Here is a 21,654-nt window from a genome sequence, read left to right as displayed (position 1 = left end):
TTATTTCTATTCCACTGCTATGTTTACCATCCAAGTGACAACAAGCTCATGCTGCCGTTAACTCTCAAGGATAGCTCTTCTGCTACCATTAAGACTAGTTGGGGAGCGGACTTCGATTCCCCCCGCTTAGACCAAAAGGGCAATATGCAGAAATTCACTGTACGTCCAAAAATACGATCGTCATATCATTCAATATGTCCAAAACTCAACTTGTTCTTTGGTGTGAGGACTTCCTAACGGACTCAGAATACCTTGTTTCATAGAAAACAGCCCTTTTAGTAACTTTAGCGGACCCAGCAAACCTTATTTGCTGTTTTAATCGGTATTTGCTCCCGTAATTCTCATAATAGCGGATCTGGAGTCCGGTACATTGTGAAAAATCGGGTTATGATCTTAAATAACGGAACTAGGTTCCGTTAAAGTTGACGAAGGCCATGAAATCATCGAATGAAGAACATCGACAGTCAGTGAACCCACAACATTTCGATAGGTACTTCCAAGAGCCACCAGGGTCAATGCGTAGCCGACGGGAGCTATTTCCTCTACACATATTAATGAACCCAACTCTCCCATTCCTTCCTCGGCGGCTTAAAAAAAGATCCGGCAGTCATATGACGCCGGATCCTCGCACACTATTGGTTAAGGGATAATTAAGGTATGACCTTCCAAACATCGGCAGATCCAGGAGTTTCGCCTTGAGTCCACCATTTCGCCTCATAGTTCACGCCGTTGTAGCTGACTTTGCTGCCACCTAAGTAAACAGCTGTTGCATTCCATGCCGGATAGGTCGCTGAGCTTCCGGATGTTGACACGGTAAGCGGGGCGGATGCTGATGATTTGCTGCCCGTACTGCTTACGGCTACCACAGTATACGTATAGGACGTTCCTTCGGCTAACCCCGTATTGGTATAGGAGGTTGTTGTGGATGTACCCACAAGAGATCCGTTACGGTAAATTTCGTAACTGGAAGCACCGGTGGAAGCTGCCCATGCCAAGGAAACACTGCTGTTGGTTTGGGATGGGGAATTAAGTCCTGTCGGTGCTGGTACGCCTGGATCCGGAGTTCCGCCGCCACCGCCAAAGTCCACGTCGATGACGTTATAGAAAGCGTTAGGTGTGTCAGCTACTTCCCATACCGCCAGAATGACATGGTAACCGGATTTAGCAGGAACGTTACAAGTGGACGCATAGTTTGTCGGAGGTTTTACACCGCCGTAGTCAATGGAGCAGAAAGGCGTCAGATCAAACGATGCTCTGCTCAACGGAGCATTTTGATCCCAGCCGTCTTTCGTAATGTAGTATTTCCAGCTTGCCGTCACATGGTTGGCTGTCAAATGCCATTGGAACGTTGTGGTTCCCGGGGAAATGCTTACTTTGCTCCAACGAGTTGCGGATTGCTCGTCAAGTTTAGGGAACGCGCCGCCTGCACTGGCGATTTTGCCATCGGCAGGACCTGCATTCGGCCAGCCTTTAGGAGCTTCCAAGCTTTGAGGCTCATACACGATTGCGCCGCAATCGGTATTTTGCCCCTGCTTACACAGAATGGCGCGGCTGCCTGGAGAATCGACATACCCGTGGGCAAAAGCTTTATCTGCAAATAAAACCATGAATAAGGTCATCACTAACATCGTGGAACCGGCAATGATTAGATGCTTGAGCCAAGCTTTGTTCGGCAAACTTAAAGTCATACAATTAATCCTCCTTTAATATAAAAGATAATAAATAAAGCGTTTACACAACCTCCGGCTGTTCAGTCCACCTCCTTTCTTCGATACAGTAGTTACCCTCTTAACTTGACTAGATAACTTGACTGAACTTGGAAATCTTCCACAATCATCGTCCAAGCTTTACCAGTACTATAATTATTTTAAAGCATCTGGAAGCCTTATCCCATAATACTAATCAACGATTTGTTACACATTTCAACGAAATTGGATAAATATGTAACACAAAATGTTATGAAAATACACTGAATTTGCTGAAAACAATCAAAAAAACAAAATATAAAAAAGCAAGAATCCCTGTGGATTCTTGCTTTCATCCAAACTTTTTATCCGTTCTGTTCGGCAGAACGACTCCTATTCCACGCCGTCCTTAAAATGCTTCGTATAATGTTTATCCCCTTTGTGCTCCAAATCCTCAATCGTCAGCTCCAGGGTATGCACAATTTGTTCCTTGACCTGATTCAAGGTGTCGAAATAAACATGTTCCTCCGTCCCCACAATGCGTGTCCCACTGAGTGCCTGAACAGCCTGGTAGACCCGGTGCTGTTCGGCCAAATCATCAACGGCTTTCAACGTATGTTTCATCTGAAGGAACAGGTCCTTATGATGCTGGGTCGTCAAACGCTTTTCAAGCTCCTCGATTCTGGCATTCATGGCAGCTCTCTCCTTCACAATAAGATGCTTTCGATTATACTTCCCTGGCATTCGCATTTCCAATAAATTCTTCTTATATATATCACGGTTTCTTTCCAATGAAACAGGAAATTGACCACTGCTCAGCGAACTATGATAACGTTAACATTTTGCACAGCTACATACACTCAGAAGGACGAAATCGATCAAACATTTGGAGGTAGCAATGGAAAACAACGGACTCGGAGGAAAAAGCATTATCCTCAGACTAGAAATGAATACACAAGAAATCAAATTCGGTCAAGTTGCATCCGCCATATTTGAGGCGGGGGGAGACATGGTCGCCATCGACGTCATTCAGGCGAGCGGCCACATTACCGTACGCGATATTACTATTACGGTTACGGACAGCGTGGATATCGGTAAAATTACTAATTCAGTGAAAAATCTAAAGGGCGTCCGGCTCGTCAACGTTTCGGACCGTACCTTCCTGCTGCATCTCGGCGGCAAGATCGAAACCCAGCCCAAAATCCCAATCCAAAACCGTGATGACCTGTCGCGCGTCTATACGCCAGATGTTGCCCGCGTATGTTCAGCCATCCAAGAAGACCCGAAAAAAGCCTTTACGCTTACAATTAAAAGAAATACGGTGGCCGTCATCTCGGACGGAAGCGCCGTACTTGGTTTGGGCAACATCGGTCCTTATGCGGCCATGCCGGTCATGGAAGGAAAGTCGATGCTCTTCAAACAGTTTGCAGGCGTAGACTCCTTTCCGATCTGCCTGGATACCCAGGATACCGAAGAGATTATTGCCTGCATCAAAGCAATGGCTCCGGCTTTTGGCGGCATTAACCTGGAGGATATCTCCTCACCGCGCTGCTTCGAGATTGAACAACGACTGCGGGATGAGCTGGACATTCCCGTGTTTCACGATGACCAGCACGGCACGGCGGTCGTTCTGTATGCCGCACTCATTAATGCCCTCAAAATTGTCGGCAAATCGATCGATAAAGTTAGAGTCGTAGTGTGCGGAATCGGTGCTGCGGGCGTAGCATGCAGCAAAATCCTCCTGTCGGCCGGCGTCAAGGACATCATTGGCGTAGACCGCGAGGGTGCACTGGTTGGCGGACATGCATATAGCAATAGTATGTGGCAATGGTACGCAGAGCATACGAACCCGAATAAAGTCGAAGGTTCCTTGCGTGAAGTGATCCAAGGTGCCGACGTGTTCATCGGCCTCTCTGCCGGCGGCCTGCTCCGCCGTGAGGACGTACAAGCCATGGCCGATCAACCGATCGTATTCGCAATGGCAAACCCTACGCCCGAGATTAAACCGGAAGAGGTCGAGGATATTGTAGGCGTCATTGCAACCGGACGTTCGGATTATCCGAACCAGATTAATAACGTCCTCTGTTTCCCGGGTATTTTCCGTGCGGCCTTGGACTGCAGAGCGACCACGATTAATGAGGAAATGAAGCTGGCTGCAGCCGAAGCCATTGCATCCGCCGTATCGGACGAAGAACGCAACCCGTCGTATATTATTCCAAGCGTGTTCAACCAGAACGTCGTGAAAGCCATTCGGGAGCTTGTCGTGAAAGCAGCTGTCAAAACCGGCGTTGCCCGGAGAATTCCGCGTGAATAAGAAATCCCTCATTCGGAAGTTCAATAAACAGGCAGCGATATATGAAAGGAACACCAGGCAACGGAGGCTCGGTGAATGGAGACAGCAGCTGCTTCAGGATGTAGAGGGTGACGTGCTTGAGGTAGCTGTTGGCGCCGGCGCGAATTTCCCATTTTATCATCGCGATAAGGTGAACGTAACGGCTGTCGATTTCAGTCCCGAGATGCTAAGCCGTGCGCGGCGGATGGCCTCCGAGCTTGGCATTCGGGCCAGTTTCCTGGAACGGGATATCGAGACGCTGGAGCTGCCGGAACGTTCCTATGATTGCGTTGTATCCACCCTGTCGCTATGCGGCTATGAGGATCCGGTCAAAGCCTTGAATAAAATCAACCGCTGGGCCAAACCCGGCGGCCGAATTTATTTATTGGAGCATGGCATGAGCACGAACCGGCTCCTTGGCGCCATGCAGCATCTGATCAACCCCGCAGCACGGCGGATATCCGGCTGTCATTATAATAGGGACATGATCCAGATCGCGAATGCCTCGGAACTGAATATCATGAAGACGGAGCGCTATTGGAACGGCATCGTCCATCTAATCTGGGCACAAGCAACTTGATCCATTCCTTGATTTTGACCTGTCTGCATAATTTTTTATGTAAGCTCTTATTAATTGATCTGGAGGAACTTGTTATGAATACAAGGCCTGATTCTAATGAATATTTGCTCCTCGCCGAAAAATACGTCTCTCTTGTCCCCGAAGGCCATATTGCTGAGGTATTGCAGCGGCAGCATGATGAAACGTTGAGATCGCTCAGCGATCTGACGGAAGAACAAGCGAATGTTCGTTATGCGGAAGGGAAATGGAGTCTAAAACAGGTGGTCGGACACATCGCCGATGTAGAGCGCTTATGGAACTACCGCATTCTCTACATCGCGCGTGGGGATGCCCGTGAATTTTCGGGATACGACCGGGAGATTTTTGTCCAGAATTCTCCTTTCAGCCATCTCCCGTTACGGGAAGCCCTTAAGGATTATGCTGCCGTCAGGCAATCTACCATTACACTGGTTGGAAGCTTGACGGAGGAAGCTCTGCTGCGTCAAGGTACATTCAACAATTACCCGCTCTCCGCCCGGGCAGCCGCCTATGTCATAGCTGGGCATGAGCTTCATCACCTGAATATTCTGCGGGATAAATATTTAACGTAGTTTATGAAGATTGCTTAGCAATGATCTAATATTGCTTATTCTTAACAAAATGGGGGTGTCCATAAAGATCTTAGATCTGACGGGATCCCCCTTTTTCTGTTAGGAGACGCTCCGTGTACGAATCGTTTCGTCCTTTCCGCTAGAAATACGAAAGGAGACCGTTTCTTGGTAAAATGGAAGCGCGACCCACCAACTCTTCTTGTATGATATGTAAAGGTTGGCAGCTCAAGCTGCCTTAACTCCAATTCCATACCTCGATGCGGCCCAAACGGAATTCCCAAAATTCCTGCTCCTCCTTTAGCTTCTCCAGCTCCCGCACAGGTCCCGTAACGGTCGCTCCGTAAACTTGAACTCCATTTTTCTTCAGGTAGGCCAGCCGGTGTTTGTCATCATCCACACCGTTATATTTGATATTGTTAGTCATCCATTCAACGTCGGCGATCAGTTGCTGCTCATGATCCGTTATCCCGGCATCCAGTGAGAAGAAAGTATGCCAACTAGAAAGAAAATGATGTAGACAACGGTTTAATCGCGCAAATGTTACGGTAAAATAAAAATCGCTACAGCAGCTAAAAACACGCAGCTACTGTAACGATTCCATATCACACAAAATTCTATATTATTTCGCTTCAGTGGATGGGGTGTTGTGTCCATCCCAGCATTCCACATCCTGCAGCCCTTTGATGCTGTCCTTGGTGAAGACAGGGTTCACGCCAGCCCGCTTCTGCTTCAAGTAATCTTGAAGCGCTGCAAAGGCCGTTCGGGAAAGCAGCGTAATGGCCACAAGATTCACAATCACCATCAATCCCATGAACAGGTCAGCCAAATCCCACACCAGCTTCACGCTGGTAACGGAGCCGAAGATGACCATGGCCAGCACACAAGCCCGATAGACCCATATCCATGCCCGATTCGACTTCAAAAATTCAATATTGGTTTCGCCGTAATAATAATTGCCAATCAGCGTGCTGAACGCAAACAGGAAGACCATGATCGCCAGGAAGTCGGACGCCCATGCCCCCATCTCCATGCCCAGCGCAGCCTGAGTCAGGGCGATTCCATCAAGTCCGGTCTGCTGGTAGGCACCGGTAAAAAGAATAATGAAGGCGGTACTTGTACATATGACCAGTGTATCAATCATTACGCCCAGCGCCTGCACCAGCCCTTGCTTGGCAGGATGGCTTGTTGTTGCGGTAGCCGCTGCGTTAGGTGCGCTCCCCATGCCGGCTTCGTTGGAGAACAGCCCTCTTTTGATTCCGTTCATGAGAGCGGCACCGATCGATCCGCCAACGACCTGCTCATAGCCGAACGCGCTTTTGACGATAAGAGCAAAAACTTCCGGCAGCTTAGTGATGTTGGCTAATACGATAAACAGCGCGGCACCGACATACACCACCGCCAATACGACAACGATCAGCTCCGACATTTTGGCAATCCGCTTCACGCCGCCAAAGATAATAACGGCGAAGATAACCGCCATAATAATTCCGATGGTTAAACGGTCGGTTCCGAATGAATTCTCGAAAGCAATCGTAATCGTGTTGGACTGGACGGCATTAAAGACAAGCCCGAAGGACAAGGTGATCAGGATCGCAAACAATACGCCCATCCACCGTTTCTTCAATCCTTGCTGCATGTAATAAGCGGGACCGCCGCGATAACCGCCCGCCCCATCTTTTACTTTATAGATCTGAGCCAGCGTACTCTCGATAAAGCTGGATGCCGAACCGATAAGCGCAATAATCCACATCCAGAATACGGCCCCAGGTCCCCCAAGCGAGATGGCCAGAGCAACCCCGGTTATATTCCCTGTCCCGACACGGGCAGCCATACTGATGGCAAATGCCTGAAAAGGCGAAATGCTGCCTTTACTCTTGGGTTCGCGGATTACCCGGAACATCTCACCGATCAGGCGAAACTGCAGAAACTTGGTCCCTACCGTGAAATACAGGCCAACGGCAATCAGCAATACGATGAGCAGCTTAGACCATAAAAAATCATTAAAGATATTCACTACTTGCTGTACAATTTGATCCATACTCTACCCTCGCTATATAAGTCATCACCCATGGTGTAGGTTTTGTGTAAAATAGTCCACGTTTCATCTAACCATTACTTCCCCTTCGGAAACAAGAGGTTAATTGTGGAAATTGGGGGACATGGTTTCGACGGGATCCCTCCTCCTGAAAGACGAGACAATTGTTTAGGTACTCCCTACTCAGCAGCAGGGTGAGCAGGCATGGACCTGCAAGGGATACCATATAAAAAAAGACCCTCCCCTCTGCGTGTTAAAGCGCAGGGAGAGGGTCCAGTCATCATGTTCAGGCTACCTACAACCAGCCCTTCTATGATGAAGGGTTCATGCCTGTGTAGATCAGAATCGCATCGCGTAGGAACACTGCTGTTCCGGGCTGCTTCTCATCGTAATGGGCGGTAAAGCGCTCATCATCAACGTACATCTGAGCAAGGCCCGCGTGGGCCTCTTTGCTGTAATCGTTCCAATAATAGGTGAGCCAACGCTTGTGAAGATCGGCCGCCTTCTGGGCCAGCTCACTGGCAGGGTCGCCTTGCTTAAACGCTTCAGCCAGCGTCTCGTACAGCTCATCAGCCAGTCGCGTTACTTCCTCATGCTGCGCTTGCGTCATGTTTTTCAGCTTGGCATTAGATTTATTTACAGTCTCTTCGCCATACTTCTCGCGAATTTCCTTACCGTATTTCTTCTCATTATCATCAATCAGCTTCTGCTTGAATCCTTCGAATTTCTCTTGGTCACTCATGGTCTTTCTCCCTTCGGCGGAGGCGATCGTGTTCTCCACATTGGTAATCAGCAAATCCAATTGCCTTCTTTTGTCTAGGAGCTGCGCATGGTGTTCCTGGAGCGCCTGGGCCCGGTTGAAGGATGGTGAGGTCATAATCTCTTTGATCCCGTCCAATGGAAGCCCGAGCTCCCGGTAAAACAAGATCTGCTGCAATTGATCGACCTCCTCCTGCCCATAAATCCGATATCCTGACGAGTTGATTCTGGCCGGCTTCAGAATGCCAATCTCATCGTAATAACGGAGCGTCCGGGTACTTATTCCTGCCAACTTTCCAAGCTTCTGCACCGTGTATTCCATGGTTTCACCTCCTGACAACATCAATGTACACCTTTACGTAACGTTAAGGTCAACACTTTTCGCGAAAAAAATGATACCCGCCATCCTCAGCATACAAAATAAAAAAGAAACTGAATGTATTCTTAACAGAATATCATCCAGTCTCCCAAAACGATCCCATTCAGTATGTTAGTTCGCTTCCTCTTCCGTATCCGCTGCAGCGGCTGCGGATTTATCGGCATCCGTATGCTTCTCGTTAATCCACTGCTTCAAGGGCTCGGTCATTTGATCCTTCAGCTTCTGAACCAATTGATCCTCTGAAATCCCTTTCGTGGCGGCTATCTCGGCTAGCGATTGCCCTTCCTTCATTTCCACCTTCAGCTCGTCCTCCGACAATCCGAGCAAAGCTGCAATTTCCTCCGGATTACCGAATTTGCCGAAACCTCGGCCGCCTTTGCCATGACCTTTTCCAAAACCGACTTCGCTGCTCTCTACCATTTGCGTAAGGCGGGCACTCAGCCCCTCTTTCCATTCGGCTGCTTCAGTTTCCGTTATACTGCCTTCACTCAGGCGCTCATCGATCTTGGAGGTTTCCAGCTCGGTCAGCTTCTGCACGAACACGGATTGGGTCATTCCTTTGCCTTCGGCAATTTCAGCAAACGTGCTGCCCGCTTCAAGCGCCGTCCGGATCTCTGCCTCCGTGAGCCCAAGGACCTCGGCCGTTTCTTTTACGATGTTACCGCCGCGAGGTCCACCCGCTTTACGATCCATCCACTTTCCAGCTCGGTTCTTCACTGCATCCGCAGCCGATGAGTCTGTCCCCGTCTGTCCATCCTCGGATACCGAGGTGGAAGCGTCCGTGCTCGCCGCTGCAAAAACCTTGTTCTGAAGGTACCCGGCTCCCCCCAGCACAATCGCTGCTGCCATGCTGCTTACTAATACTTTTTTACTTATCGGATTCATCTTCATCTCTCCTTTTAGGGTTATGGTTTGTCTTACAATTTGAAGTATAGAGAGGGAATCTGAAAGTAAACTTAGGGGAACGTTATGCCAGGCTTAGGCTAAGCTGAAGGTTTGCTGAATGCTAGACACAACATACCGTGTTCACCAGGATCGCGGACGCGGTTTATAGCTATTCCCAATCAAAAAGACAACGAAAAAAAACCGCCGGAGGCAGCCTCTTCAGCGGTTCCTGTCTGTTATTCCTTCACGATTTAATAAGCAACTATTCTCGAAATGGCCTCATCCCATCATATCGAGCTTTAGTTCCCCTGCTCCTCCACTTCCGAAATGGCTCGACGGGCGAGATTCGTCAGCACGACATCGTCCATCGGCGGATTATGAAGGCCCGCCCGGACATCCCTGTACATTCGTTCCAACGGGAGATTCCGGGAGAGACTCAATCCTCCAACGATCCGCATGGCGTGATCGACAATCCGGACCGCTGCATTGGTCACGACATATTTGGCAAGACCCAGCTCAGGCTTGAGCGCAGCGCGGTTCTCCACTTCCTTGTCCCAGCGGTCGGCAGTTTGATACAAATAACTGCGGGCCGTAAGCAGATCCACTTCGATTTGGGCGATATGTCTTTGGATATTCGGCAATTCGGCAATGGGGACCGTCAAGGAATTCGGTTTATGATGACGGGCAAAATCGATGGCAAAATTGCGTGCGGCATAAGCAATCCCCATATAACATGCCGGGATGTGAAGCAGAATGCCTTCCGTCGATACGGGAAACTTAGGTTTCTCATAATCGAGTCCCCGAATCACTTCCGTCTCCGGCACGAAGACGTCCTCCAGAATCATGTCATGGCTTCCCGTTGCCCGCATGCCCATCGTATTCCAGGTTTCCTCGACCTTAACCCCGGGCCCGCTGCGCACGAGGAACGCACCGACCTTCTCGCTATGCTCGATACCTGCCGTAACCACAAATTGCTTCAAGATCGGGCTTAACGTGCTGAAGGTTTTGCGTCCGTTAATGCGCCAGCCGCCCGACACCCGCCGCGCCGTGGTCTCCGGCCTTCCGCCCCGGCTGGGACTCCCTGTCGCAGGTTCACTCGCCAGCTCATTAATAACCACGCCTTCAGCTACAACGTCTTTGCACAGTCTCTCAAATAAAGGCTCCGGCCAAGCCTCGGATAGGCGCAGCTGGAGTATTTGCCCGATATGCCAACCGACCGCCAGCGCCGTAGAGCCGTCACCTCTGGCGAGTCGTTCCTGGGCAAGCACCATCTCGTATACGGAGGCTTCTTCTCCTCCAAAGGATGCCGGGACGGTCAGCTTCAGATAGCCCGACTCCTTCAAGTCATCAAAATTCTCGAACGGAAACGATCCCTCCAAGTCGTGCCGTGGAGCTCTTTCCGCGAATTTCGCTCCAAGCCTATCGGCCCGAGCTGCGATCATGGCTTCGCGTTCATTACGTATGAATGGATCTGTGGAACCGGATCGATTCAAGTTCGTCCCCTCCTTGCTAACCCTTGTATTCCGATAGATATATACATAAAATTGTAGCAACCCTATTTTGGGGTGTCAATGAGGGGGCTCACCGATCGCCGCCCCCCCTTTAGTTCGGATATATCCAGTGTATGAATTCCGAATCATAGAAGACAGACCGCGTTTAGATGAAGTTTTTCTCGCAAAAAAATCCGCGCTGCAGAAACTACGCGGATCCAAGACGCAAATAGGATAGTCTACATCGCGTTCTCTGTCAGAAATGAAGCGATGGCTTCATTGACTTCATCCGGGTTATCCAAATTCGTTGCATGGTGAGCGTTCCGGATGATTCTTAATCGCGAATTCGCAATTCTCTCCTGCATGTATTCCTGCTGCCTTCGGATCATCGTGTCGCTCTCTCCTTGAAGAAGCAAGGTTGGACAATGGATCTTATGCAGATCCTGCGTGCTCTCCATCCGGGTCACCGCATCCCATATCCGAACCCAGTTAGAATGCGGGATGGAACGAAAGGCTTTCTCTATATAAGCTTGATTGCTCTTATTGTACTTGGATAGCATTTTCCCTTGCATTTTTCCCGATAAGGACATCGGCATCAAGTAACTTGACCAGCGATTTAGCGGCACGAACATTCGCTCATACCAATTGAACGCATTCGTGAACGGAGTGCCGATCAGTACCAGGGCTGCAACCTTGTCAGGATAGCGAACGGCAGTCTGCAGCGAAATATGCCCACCCAGGGATAACCCGCAAAGGATCGCTTTCTCGATGCCCAGATGGCTTAGCAGATCCGCCAAATCCCTGCTAAAATCCTCCGAGTCCACCTTGCCGTCCGGCAAGGAAGACGAACCATGCCCCCGAACATCCCATACGACGGTTTGATACTGACGTGAGAAATAATCGACTTGCGGCCGCCATTGTTCATGATTCCATGAGGCCCCATGAGTAAAAACAAGCGGCTTTCCTTCTCCCTTTACTTCATAGTACAGATCGACTTCCCTTCCTTTGAAAATCGGCATATAACCATCCTCCTTACTATATTTGAAATGATTCCGTACCGACATGCCATAACGGAGCAAATATCACCTGAAAGCACTCATCAAAAAGTTCATCCAACGTTCGGTTTGATTCTTTAATCCAGATCATCATAGCCCCGCTGATGGAGGCTTGCAGTACCCTGCTAACCATAGCCACGTCGCATTCAGCGATTTCTTTGTTCGTAATCGCCTGGCTGAGCATCTGCCGGGTAAACTCATCGATCAGCTGCAGTCGGTACCGGGTCTTCTCCAACAAATCCGGATCATTCGTCCCTTCCAGATAGAAGGAAGTATGGTTAGCCAATTCAACAGGATCTTTCATATGTAAAACCGCATGCTTAAACACGGCCTTTAGTGCATCAAGTCTGGATTGATCGGATAGGCTGGCCTCCTGGAAGGCATGCCTGGTTAGTTCAATAACATAATCGCTATAGGCCAGGAACAAATTCTTCTTCGAACCGAATCGCTTCATTAAAGCTGCCGGCGAAATATTCACTTCATGCGTGATGTCGGTTAATGCTGCTTGACCGTATCCTTTTTTGGACAGTGCCTGGTAGACACCGTAGAAGATAGCCTCATCTTGAAATTCGCGAGGTCTTACCATGCGTGATTGCCTCCCTACAGTTAGTAAATGATCATTTACTAACCATTGTTTCATAAACCTTCTCAAATGTAAACAGCCTAGAGGCGAACACGCACATCAAGATACGGCATGACTCCTGCAAAAAAGCTCTGTTCACCTCTGCTGACCGCTCTGGTGTGTAATCCGGCTGCCGTTTTTAATAGAAAGACGCAACTTCCTTATACTCTTGGACCGAATTAACCTCTATACTGACAGTAGAAGGAAACCATAATCTAGGAGGAGCTGAGCACATTGCGTACCAAATTCATTTACCAGGCACCTGCAAACGGTTATCCCGAATGGAATAATAATCCGAATATTTTTCAGCTAAACCGTCACAAAGCCCATGCTTACATGATGACGTTTCCGTCGGAGTCCGAGGCGCTGAGCCATGCCCACTCCATGTCCCTCTGGTATCAGTCATTAAACGGGATGTGGAAGTTTGCATTTGCGGAAACCCCTGACAAGCGCATCCAACATTTCTACGAGACCGATTATGATTCCAGCAGCTGGGCCGATATGCCCGTCCCTTCCCATTGGCAGCTTCAAGGCTATGACTATCCTCAATATACGAATGTTAGATACCCCTGGTCCGAATCGGAGCCTGAATTGAAAGCCCCCTTCGCGCCAACACGATACAATCCCGTGGGCTCCTACATTCGCGAATTCACGGTACCGGACACATGGAAGGAACAGCCCGTTTATATTAGCTTCCAAGGTGTTGAATCCGCTTTCTATGTATGGGTGAACGGCGAGATGGTCGGATACAGCGAAGATACATTTACGCCGGCCGAGTTCGACATTACCCCCTATCTGATCGAAGGCGAGAATAAATTGGCTGTTGAAGTGTATCGCTGGTGTGATGCGAGTTGGCTCGAGGATCAGGATTTCTGGAGGCTTAGCGGGATCTTCCGCGAGGTCTACCTCTATACCGTCCCTGCCATCCATATCTCCGATTTCTTCGTCCGGCCGGTTCTGGATGACGAATACCAGGATGCCGAGCTGGAGATCGATGCAGCCGTTACGAATTACTTTCATGAAACCATTGATAAGGACAAGCTTCAGCTTGAGGCGCTTCTATACGACCAGGACCGTCAGCTGGTTCGGAAACAAACGCTCACCATAGCGGATTACATTATGGAGGAGAGCACCTTCACCCTTAGCATGAACGTACCCGAACCTAAAAAATGGAGCGCGGAATCGCCTTATCTGTATACCGTCGTTCTGGCATTAAAGGACACGGACGGAGTTTGCCTTGGGGCCGTAAGCTGCCGCACCGGCTTCCGCCACTTCGAACTTAAGGACGGATTGATGCGGATTAATGGTCAGCGCATTCTGTTCAAAGGCGTGAACCGGCATGAATTCTCCCCGGATACCGGGCGGGCGCTTAGCCGCGAAGACATGATCACCGATATTGAGCTGATGAAGACGCATAACATAAATGCGGTACGGACTTCCCATTACCCGAATCAATCCGTATGGTATGACCTCTGCGATGAATATGGATTATATGTGATCGATGAGACGAATCTAGAGACGCACGGAACGTGGGAGTATGGGCAGCAGGAACTGAAAGAAACGGTCCCCGGCAGCAAGCTCGAGTGGCGGGACAACGTTTTGGACCGCTGCAATTCGATGTTTCAACGAGACAAGAATCACCCCTCCGTCATCATCTGGTCGCTTGGCAACGAATCCTTCGGAGGCGACAACTTCATTGCGATGCACGATTTCCTGAAGGAGGCCGATCCGTCGCGGCTCGTTCACTATGAAGGGATCTTTCATTACAGGGCGTCCGAGGCGGCTAGCGATATGGAGTCCACCATGTATGCAAAACCGCAGGAAGTGGAGAAGTATGCAATCAGCAACCCGAGCAAGCCTTATATCATTTGCGAATACAGTCACGCGATGGGCAATTCCTGCGGCGGGCTTCACCTGTATTGGGAGCTGTTTGAGAAGTATGACATTTTACAGGGAGCTTTTATATGGGACTGGATCGATCAAGCGATCCGCACCCAAACGGCCGATGGTATCGAATATTTAGCGTATGGTGGGGACTTTAACGAAACGCCGCATGACGGCAATTTCAGCGGAAACGGCCTGATCTTCGCGGACCGCAGCAAAACCCCCAAGCTAGACGAAGTGAAAAAATGCTACCAGAACGTCAAGTTCGAATGTTTGGACCCTGCCGCAGGCCGGATTCGGGTCAGCAACCGTTTCTTGTTCACTAATCTCGATCAGTATCTTGTAAAATGGGAGATCCAACTGAACGGAGAAGAAAGCCAATCCGGCACGTTCCAGCTCTCGCTCCAGCCCGGTGACCATACCGAAATCAAGGTTCCTTATTCTCCTATAAAGAACGATGGAAAAGAAACGATTCTCACCGTCTCCCTGGTTCGGAAGGAGAGCGCCAAGTGGGCACCCGCAGGACATGAAGAGGCTTGGGAGCAGTTCGCGCTAACGCCTTATATAGCGAGCCAATCGGAAACAGACTCTCTTTCAAACGCGGAGATCCTAGAAGTTACCGAGTCGGATGAAGAGCTTCTCATCACGGGTCCTGCCGTTTCGTTACGCTTCCACCTTGGCACCGGTGATCTGGCATCTTACGCGCGATCCGGCAAGGAATACCTGCTCGCACCGGCCAGACCGAATTTCTGGCGAGCCGTAACCGATAACGATCTGGGCAACCGGCTCCCCGAACGCTGCGGCGTATGGAGAACGGCCCATAATCAGCGGAAGCTGCTGGCTCTGCGCTGGCACACGGAAGGTCCTGCCGTCGTGGTCTCCAGTCACTATCAGATCGAGACCGCTCCTATATCCGGACTGACCTTGGAGTATCGAATCTTCCCGGATGGAACCATCCGCGTGCAAGAAACCTTTGTCCCAGGCAGCGGCTTGCCTGACATTCCGGAAATCGGCATGCTGTTCTTGCTGGATGAAGGCCTCGATATGCTCAGCTGGTACGGCCGGGGGCCACATGATAATTATTGGGACCGGAAGACGGGCGCCAAGATCGGTCGATACACGGGAAAAGCAGCCGATCAGTTCGTTCCTTATCTGAGACCTCAAGAGTGCGGGAACAAAACGGATGTCCGCTTCGCGAGCCTTACCGAAGGAAGCAGCGGGGAAGGTCTACGATTCGAAAGCTCCTCCTTTATGGAGGTGTGCGCCCTGCCGTGGACGCCGGATGAACTGGAGGGGAGCGACCATGTGTACAAGCTCCCGCCAAGCGATAAAACCGTCCTGCGCATCAACTACAAGCAAATGGGCGTAGGCGGCGACGACAGCTGGGGAGCGCCAATCCATGAAGAGTTCACGCTGCCCTCCAACCGAACGTATAGCTTCAGCTTTACGATGGGGGCAGCACGCTGACCTAGTCTATAGAACAAATGCAAAAAGAGCAGCTTTCGTGTTGAAGCTGCTCTTTTCACGATTCCGCAAGGCCATGCTCTCTCACCACCGAATGGGTGGCTAAAAGCATTTTCATGTTCTAAGATCGTGCCCGATGCTAATTCGCCATCGCTTAGGCCTGTGCACCCTGCAGCTCGTGACGATCCGATTCGTCCCGAATGTCGCCCACGATTTCCTCCAGGATATCCTCCATCGTCACCAGCCCAATTGCCGCGCCGGATTCGTTCGCGACGACGGCCATATGAACGCGGATTTGCTGCATCTTGATCAGGACGTCCTTGAGCGAAGACGATTCCGGAAAACGCGGCATGTCATGAATAAAGTCATTCACGCTGCAGTTTCTTCCGGCCGCTATGCCCGTCAGCATCTCCTTCGTATTGATAAACCCGATGAAATCCTCCGCGCGTCCCGCTTCCGTCACCGGGTAACGGGTATAGTCGTACTCGCCGAGAACTTCCAGGATATTGGCAAGGGGCCACCCTCGTTCTAATGTTACGATGCGATCTCTTGGGACCATGATTTCCCGCAAGGTGCGCTCCTCAAAAGCAAATATATTGGTCAAATAACCCATCTCGGTTTGATTAATTTCGCCGCTTTCGTAACTCTGATCCACGATCCACTTCAATTCCTCTTCGGAATGGACCGTTTCATGCCCTGCCGGTTTTACGCCGAATAATCGAAGCAGAAGACGCGAAGCTCCATTCAGTGCATAGATAAACGGATACATGATCTTCCCGAACCAATACAAGGGAGATGCCAGCAGTAACGTCATTTTCTCGGCAAATTGGATCGCTAATGTTTTAGGTGCCAGTTCCCCGATGACGACGTGCAGGAACGTAATGATCCCAAGCGCAATGGCATAAGAGAGTACCGTTGCCACCGCCGCCGGCACGTCGAATCGATCAAACAGCGGATGCAGCATTCTTTCGACGGTCGGTTCGCCCAGCGCGCCGAGCACGAGGGCCGTAATGGTGATTCCAAGCTGGCAAGCGGACAAGTAGTAATCCAGCTCATGGGCTACCTTCCTGGCCGTGACCGCCCGTTTATCCCCCTCTGCGATCAATTGATCGATTCGGGACAGCCGCACCTTCAAGATGGCGAATTCGGCGCCCACGAAAAATGCAGTCAGTCCTATAAACACAGCTACCAAAAATAAATTTAACACGATTATTCCGTCCAATGATTTCCCTCTTGCGAGGGATTCACCTCCAAAAAAGTTATGGTCTGAATGTACACGGGATCACACTATGCCCTTGATCACCCGTGTCTGAGAATGACGTGTTTGATCTGGAAATTATCCGTTTCGGCTACGGCCCATACATGCTCGCCATGCTGGATCTCATCGCCGTCTTGAGCCGTCGTGCCTTTCTGATACTGTATCCAGCCGCCGATCGTATCCATCTCCTCGTTATCCTCGAATACCAAGCCGAAGCGCTTCTCAAGCTCCTCCAAGAGAACCCGTCCGTTTATCAGGTATTCCCGTTCACTGATCTTGCGGATATCCGCTACTTCATCTTCATCGAATTCGTCGCGAATTTCCCCTACGATCTCTTCCAAGATATCCTCCAGGGTCAGAATCCCCGCCGTACCGCCGTATTCATCAATCACCAAAGCCATATGCATCTGCTCCTGCTGCATCTTCAGCATGGCATCCTGGATCGGCGTAAATTCTAGGACGACCGGGAGATCCCGAACGAATTCTTCCAGCTTGCGGTCTCGTCCGGCCACGATGTGGGGCAGCATCTTTTTGACGTTGACGACGCCAACCACCCGATCCTTGCTGCCGTCCTCGATGACAGGGTACCGCGTATAGTTGTGCTCATCCAGGATGCGGACGATGTCCGGGTGTTTCATGCCTTTATCAAGTGTGATCAGATCCGTTCTCGGTACCATAATGTCTTTGGCCACCCGCTCATCAAACGAAAACACGTTTTCCATGTAAGCCAGCTTGGTCTCATTGATCTCGCCACCCTGAAAACTCTGCGCCATGACGATGCGCAGTTCCTCTTCCGAGTAGGCCTGCTCATGGGGCGTAGGTTTCACGCCGAACAAACGAAGCAGCACGCGCGAGGCTCCATTTAACGCCCAAATGAACGGATACATCAACTTTCCGAACCAATACAGCGGGGCTGCAAGGAGCAGCGTCGTCTTTTCCGAGAATTGAATAGCCAAGGTCTTGGGCGCCATCTCCCCCACCACGACATGCAAAAATGTCACGAGAATAAACGCAATGGCGTAAGAGGCAATCGAGGCCGTTGAAGCCGATACGTCAAACCAATCGAATACCGGGTACATGAAACGTTCAACGGCCGGCTTGCCGATGGCCCCGAGCCCCAGCGCCGTCACTGTAATGCCGAGCTGGCAGGCCGAGAGATAGTAATCGAGATCCCCGGCTACCTTTTTGGCAACAACCGCCTTTTTGTTTCCTTCCGTTATCAATTGATCGATCCTCGACATGCGGATTTTAACGACAGCAAACTCGGACGCTACGAAAAAAGCGGTCAACGCAATCAGTATGGCAAGCATGATTAAATTAGTGATGGTAATAATGTCCAATGATTTCCCTCTTCAGAGGGATTCACCTCCAGATTGAATTAAAGGCCATATGTTGTGCATCAGAACAGGTCATGTCTATATACGATATTTCCATGAAAAAGAGGTAGTTCGCAGATGAGAATATTACAGCCTAATTCCGCAATTTGATCCATTTGCAATAACGCCTTCCCAATGTACTACCTCCTCTCCTGGAATCTATTTTTCATATTTATGAAAAAATTATATCATGGCAGCACTCAAACCATCCAGTTGCACGTTATGGTTTGAGGGCGGGTTCCAGCACGAATTCACATAATTCTCACTTGTTTGATGAGGTATATTCCTACGTGGTACTAAATATACCCTGTTATGTATTAAAATGTACGCTTCATCTATTGTTCATCCATTCATAACCATAATGGCATTCGTCTAGAGGGATCCGTGCAGGCTGGTTCAACTTACAGGAAAAAACCGCAGGATCGTGGCTGGATCCTGCGGTTTTTCCATCATGTTGTTACGTATTTCGTTATCCATGGAGATCTACGGTTTTGTTTATATCCGAGTCACCCTTCGGCTCTTGGCCCACCATTTTCTTGAAGAAGGCTTTGACCGTTTTCGTTTTGTTTCCGGTTTCCCAATACTCCGCAGTATCTGTATCCACCTTGATCAAAATAATGTTGGGATCGTCGTAGGACGTTTGCAGAAACTTCTCATATGCCGCATTCCAAAGCGCCTTTTTCCGCTCAAGGTCATCCACGACTTCGGCCGTTCCCCGAATCGATACATAGGATTTGCCGACATAAGCGACATTGACGTTGGGATTGGCCATAATTTCTTGATATTTGCTGGTGTCCCTTTTCGTTAAAAACCACAAATCGCCGTCGAATTCGATATCCTGCGTTTGCATCGGTCTGGAATTGATCACGCCCTCCGATATCGTGGAGAACATCGCTGTTTCAATATCCTTAATAATATCCTTCACGGTCTCGACCGCTTCCTGGTTCACTACGGTTTCGTTTGACATCTGAATCACCCCATCCTTGTGTTTAGTCTCTGTTTACACTTCCCCAAAATAAGTTAAACGATGAATCCTTTATAATTCCGTTTTCCTTTGCAGGGATCTATCATGATCCAGGCGGAGCCTAAACCATCCACCTGCACCAAAAAAGCCGAAAACTGCCAGCGCAGTCCGACTTTTTTGGTGCAACGATTTGTTATGGAGCTTACATCATTCCTCTGTACCTTCTGCCACTATACACTCGCTTTGAATTCAAGCGCGTAAACGGATGAAGGCCGCAGGTTGTAACCTTGGCGCCATGCTTCTACCGGCACCCTGCTTTCCTTGCACACAATATGATCCGGCTGGAATACGGAGTTAATATCATCGTAAGAATTGCCGGTGATTTCATAAAGGATCGTTTCCCCGGAAGCCTCGAAGGCCTGCAGATTAAGTACGGCCCTTACCTCCTCCAGACTTCGGTTAACGATAAATACGGTGACTTTGCTGCCGTCGTCATTCGTCCCGGCCGCAACGTCCAGGTCCGGAAGCGCATCAAGCTCCATAGGCGTCTTCTTGCTTGATGCCACGGAGAAAGTTCCGCATTCCGCTTGGACGGGGAGAATACGCCGGACGTCCCGATTCGCGTAAAGCTTTAACACTTCATAGGTCGGCGTCCCGTATATCGTGAGCGGAAGCCCGCTCCATCCGGGCTCCTTGCCGCAATACTGATCCGCATAGTAGTCCCCTACCCGGATGCATCCTCCAAGCCAGCCATTCACAAGATCGGAGAAGCTGCCGATATGCACCATGTCGCTGCAGCGAATCATTTCGTTCAGGTTGGCGGCGTTGGCCACCGCGGCTCCCAGCGTATGTTCGTTCGGCAGCCCTTTTCGCACCGTATTCGGATAGTACATCGTGTTATATTCGGTGATCGCCAGCTTCACGTGGCTGTGCTTCGCCTTGGACTCAATCAGCTCCGTCGTCTGCCGGATATGGTGCCGGGTCCACTCGGGATAAGAGGCAATCGCCTTATAGCGTTCCTCCGCCGGCGTTTCGCGGTTCATGCCGAAAGGTCCGTAGCCGTGATACAAATGCAGCGTCAAATAATCCATATACTCGCCTGCCAGGTCCAACACGGTTCGGTTCCATTCCTGGTCGTAATGACCGCAGGCCAGCAGCACGATGGAAGCGTCCGCCTCCTTCATGGCCTTGGCAAACGAGATCGTCCGCTCCGCAAACCGGTCTGCCGTACAAGTGCCGACCTGCCATTGGCCCCATACTTCGTTGCCGATCTCCCAATACTTGACGTTATACGGCTCAGGGAAACCGTTTCGGGCTCGCAGAGCTCCCATCGGCGTATCAACGCTCCCATTGCAGTATTCGATCCACTGCGCAGCTTCTTCAGGGGTACCCGATCCATCGTTCACGCATATCAAAGGCTCCACCCGCAGCTCGCGGCAAAAGCGGATGAATTCGTCCGTTCCGAAATATTTGCTGGTCCATCCTCCCCAAGCCTCGTTGTACATGACCGGGCGCTCCAGAACCGGGCCAATGCCGTGCTCCCAATGGTATGCGCTGATGTAATTGCCCGCGAGCCTCATCATGCCCGCATTCAGTCCTCTAGTCATCTCGATCACTTCACGCTTCACCATCGCAATGCTATCGATCGGCAGCAGAGACACGTGATCGATCCAGAGCATGCCGGTGGATACGTGATCGATCCACCTTGGATGCTCGGCCGGAACATACACCCGGATCTCGGCATCGCTGCAAACGCGTGTTATGGACAGCTCTCCCTCGTATTCCTGCCAGTTGTGGCTGCCCAGCTCCACGCGAAGCTGACCAAGCGACTCTTCCGTGCGCCGATCCACGGCTTCGACCCTCACGTATTGAAGCTCAATGGAAGCGCGGGCAACAAGCCGGACCGTATACTTCATCGGACCCTTTAATGCCGCTTTCTGCGCGATGCCGGCGTAGGCTTCGTCATCGCTCAGGATCCGGATGCGCTGAGCGTGTCCAGAATGCCGGGGTGCCGGCGCTTCTATGGCGTACCTGGTGTTCCGTCCGTTGGTATAGGGGCGCCAGCTTCCCGATACCGGCGTCTTGGTCTCCGCCTCGCTTTCAAAATCCATGTCCTTTAACGGAAACGCAAGCATTGCCTCCATATGGTCCCGAATATCCTCCACAAAATGCCCGAACAGATAAGGATTGATCGTATGATCGCTCTTTCGGCTGCAATTAATGGTAATCGTTGCGTTCGTTTTCAACATAAAACCTCCCAAAGGAATTTTAGGCTCGCCCGTACGATCGGTATCGG

General features: G+C 50.3%; 17 protein-coding genes. 4 read left to right on the top strand and 13 right to left on the bottom strand.

The window, feature by feature from the left end; translation table 11 throughout:
- Positions 1-650 precede the first annotated feature (650 nt).
- Together MHH48_RS04185 and MHH48_RS04180 are read right to left on the bottom strand one after the other, a co-directional pair.
- Complete coding sequence (locus MHH48_RS04185) at positions 651-1,688, bottom strand: lytic polysaccharide monooxygenase (RefSeq protein WP_076325951.1); 1,038 nt, start codon at positions 1,686-1,688, stop codon at positions 651-653.
- A gap of 390 nt (positions 1,689-2,078) precedes the next feature.
- Positions 2,079-2,378, bottom strand: a complete 300-nt coding sequence (locus MHH48_RS04180; RefSeq protein ID WP_076325952.1) for a hypothetical protein — start codon at positions 2,376-2,378, stop codon at positions 2,079-2,081.
- Between the two features lie 205 nt (positions 2,379-2,583).
- Between MHH48_RS04180 and MHH48_RS04175 the strand changes: the two genes are divergently transcribed.
- The 3 genes from MHH48_RS04175 (at position 2,584) to MHH48_RS04165 (ending at position 5,187) form a co-directional block, all read left to right on the top strand.
- On the top strand, positions 2,584-3,999 hold the full coding sequence (locus MHH48_RS04175) for an NAD-dependent malic enzyme (protein WP_076325953.1): 1,416 nt from the start codon (positions 2,584-2,586) through the stop codon (positions 3,997-3,999).
- Complete coding sequence (locus MHH48_RS04170) at positions 3,992-4,597, top strand: class I SAM-dependent methyltransferase (RefSeq protein WP_076325954.1); 606 nt, start codon at positions 3,992-3,994, stop codon at positions 4,595-4,597. Before MHH48_RS04175 ends, MHH48_RS04170 begins: the two co-directional genes overlap by 8 nt.
- Before the next feature lie 74 nt (positions 4,598-4,671).
- Positions 4,672-5,187 (top strand): DinB family protein, encoded by a 516-nt coding sequence (locus MHH48_RS04165; RefSeq protein ID WP_076325955.1) that lies wholly within the window; start codon positions 4,672-4,674, stop codon positions 5,185-5,187.
- 235 nt (positions 5,188-5,422) lie between these two features.
- Here the strand turns inward: MHH48_RS04165 and MHH48_RS04160 are convergent, their stop codons facing one another.
- The 7 genes from MHH48_RS04160 to MHH48_RS04130 form a co-directional block, all read right to left on the bottom strand.
- A complete protein-coding gene (locus tag MHH48_RS04160; RefSeq protein WP_256720819.1) occupies positions 5,423-5,611 on the bottom strand; it encodes an anti sigma factor C-terminal domain-containing protein in 189 nt (62 codons plus the stop codon).
- 195 nt (positions 5,612-5,806) lie between these two features.
- Entirely contained in the window at positions 5,807-7,225 is a 1,419-nt protein-coding gene (locus tag MHH48_RS04155) for an alanine/glycine:cation symporter family protein (RefSeq protein WP_076325956.1), read from the bottom strand.
- Between the two features lie 307 nt (positions 7,226-7,532).
- Positions 7,533-8,303 carry a MerR family transcriptional regulator gene (locus MHH48_RS04150; RefSeq protein ID WP_076325957.1) on the bottom strand — a complete coding sequence of 257 codons (771 nt, stop codon included), beginning with the start codon at positions 8,301-8,303 and terminating at the stop codon, positions 7,533-7,535.
- Positions 8,304-8,471: 168 nt separating this feature from the next.
- The gene (locus MHH48_RS04145) at positions 8,472-9,245 is read right to left on the bottom strand and encodes a hypothetical protein (RefSeq protein ID WP_076325958.1); all 774 of its coding nucleotides are present in this window, start codon (positions 9,243-9,245) and stop codon (positions 8,472-8,474) included.
- A 299-nt stretch (positions 9,246-9,544) separates the two neighbouring features.
- Positions 9,545-10,738 carry an acyl-CoA dehydrogenase family protein gene (locus MHH48_RS04140; protein WP_083659828.1) on the bottom strand — a complete coding sequence of 398 codons (1,194 nt, stop codon included), beginning with the start codon at positions 10,736-10,738 and terminating at the stop codon, positions 9,545-9,547.
- 236 nt (positions 10,739-10,974) lie between these two features.
- Positions 10,975-11,754: an alpha/beta hydrolase gene (locus MHH48_RS04135; protein WP_076325959.1), complete on the bottom strand. Its 780-nt coding sequence runs from the start codon at positions 11,752-11,754 to the stop codon at positions 10,975-10,977.
- 16 nt (positions 11,755-11,770) lie between these two features.
- A complete protein-coding gene (locus MHH48_RS04130) occupies positions 11,771-12,376 on the bottom strand; it encodes a TetR/AcrR family transcriptional regulator (protein WP_076325960.1) in 606 nt (201 codons plus the stop codon).
- Between the two features lie 270 nt (positions 12,377-12,646).
- Between MHH48_RS04130 and MHH48_RS04125 the strand changes: the two genes are divergently transcribed.
- Complete coding sequence (locus tag MHH48_RS04125; RefSeq protein WP_076325961.1) at positions 12,647-15,763, top strand: glycoside hydrolase family 2 TIM barrel-domain containing protein; 3,117 nt, start codon at positions 12,647-12,649, stop codon at positions 15,761-15,763.
- Between the two features lie 151 nt (positions 15,764-15,914).
- Here the strand turns inward: MHH48_RS04125 and MHH48_RS04120 are convergent, their stop codons facing one another.
- From MHH48_RS04120 to MHH48_RS04105, 4 genes are all read right to left on the bottom strand, one after another.
- A complete protein-coding gene (locus MHH48_RS04120; protein WP_076325962.1) occupies positions 15,915-16,982 on the bottom strand; it encodes a hemolysin family protein in 1,068 nt (355 codons plus the stop codon).
- Between the two features lie 77 nt (positions 16,983-17,059).
- Positions 17,060-18,358 (bottom strand): hemolysin family protein, encoded by a 1,299-nt coding sequence (locus tag MHH48_RS04115; protein WP_076325963.1) that lies wholly within the window; start codon positions 18,356-18,358, stop codon positions 17,060-17,062.
- 505 nt (positions 18,359-18,863) lie between these two features.
- Entirely contained in the window at positions 18,864-19,361 is a 498-nt protein-coding gene (locus MHH48_RS04110; protein WP_076325964.1) for a pyridoxamine 5'-phosphate oxidase family protein, read from the bottom strand.
- Between the two features lie 227 nt (positions 19,362-19,588).
- On the bottom strand, positions 19,589-21,604 hold the full coding sequence (locus MHH48_RS04105; protein ID WP_076326041.1) for an alpha-L-arabinofuranosidase C-terminal domain-containing protein: 2,016 nt from the start codon (positions 21,602-21,604) through the stop codon (positions 19,589-19,591).
- Between the last annotated feature and the right edge of the window lie 50 nt (positions 21,605-21,654).

This window comes from Paenibacillus sp. FSL F4-0100 (assembly GCF_037993005.1).
Lineage (GTDB): Bacteria > Bacillota > Bacilli > Paenibacillales > Paenibacillaceae > Paenibacillus_AQ.
The sequence above is the reverse complement of the archived record's forward strand: the minus strand, read 5'-3'. Positions and strand labels throughout refer to the sequence as shown.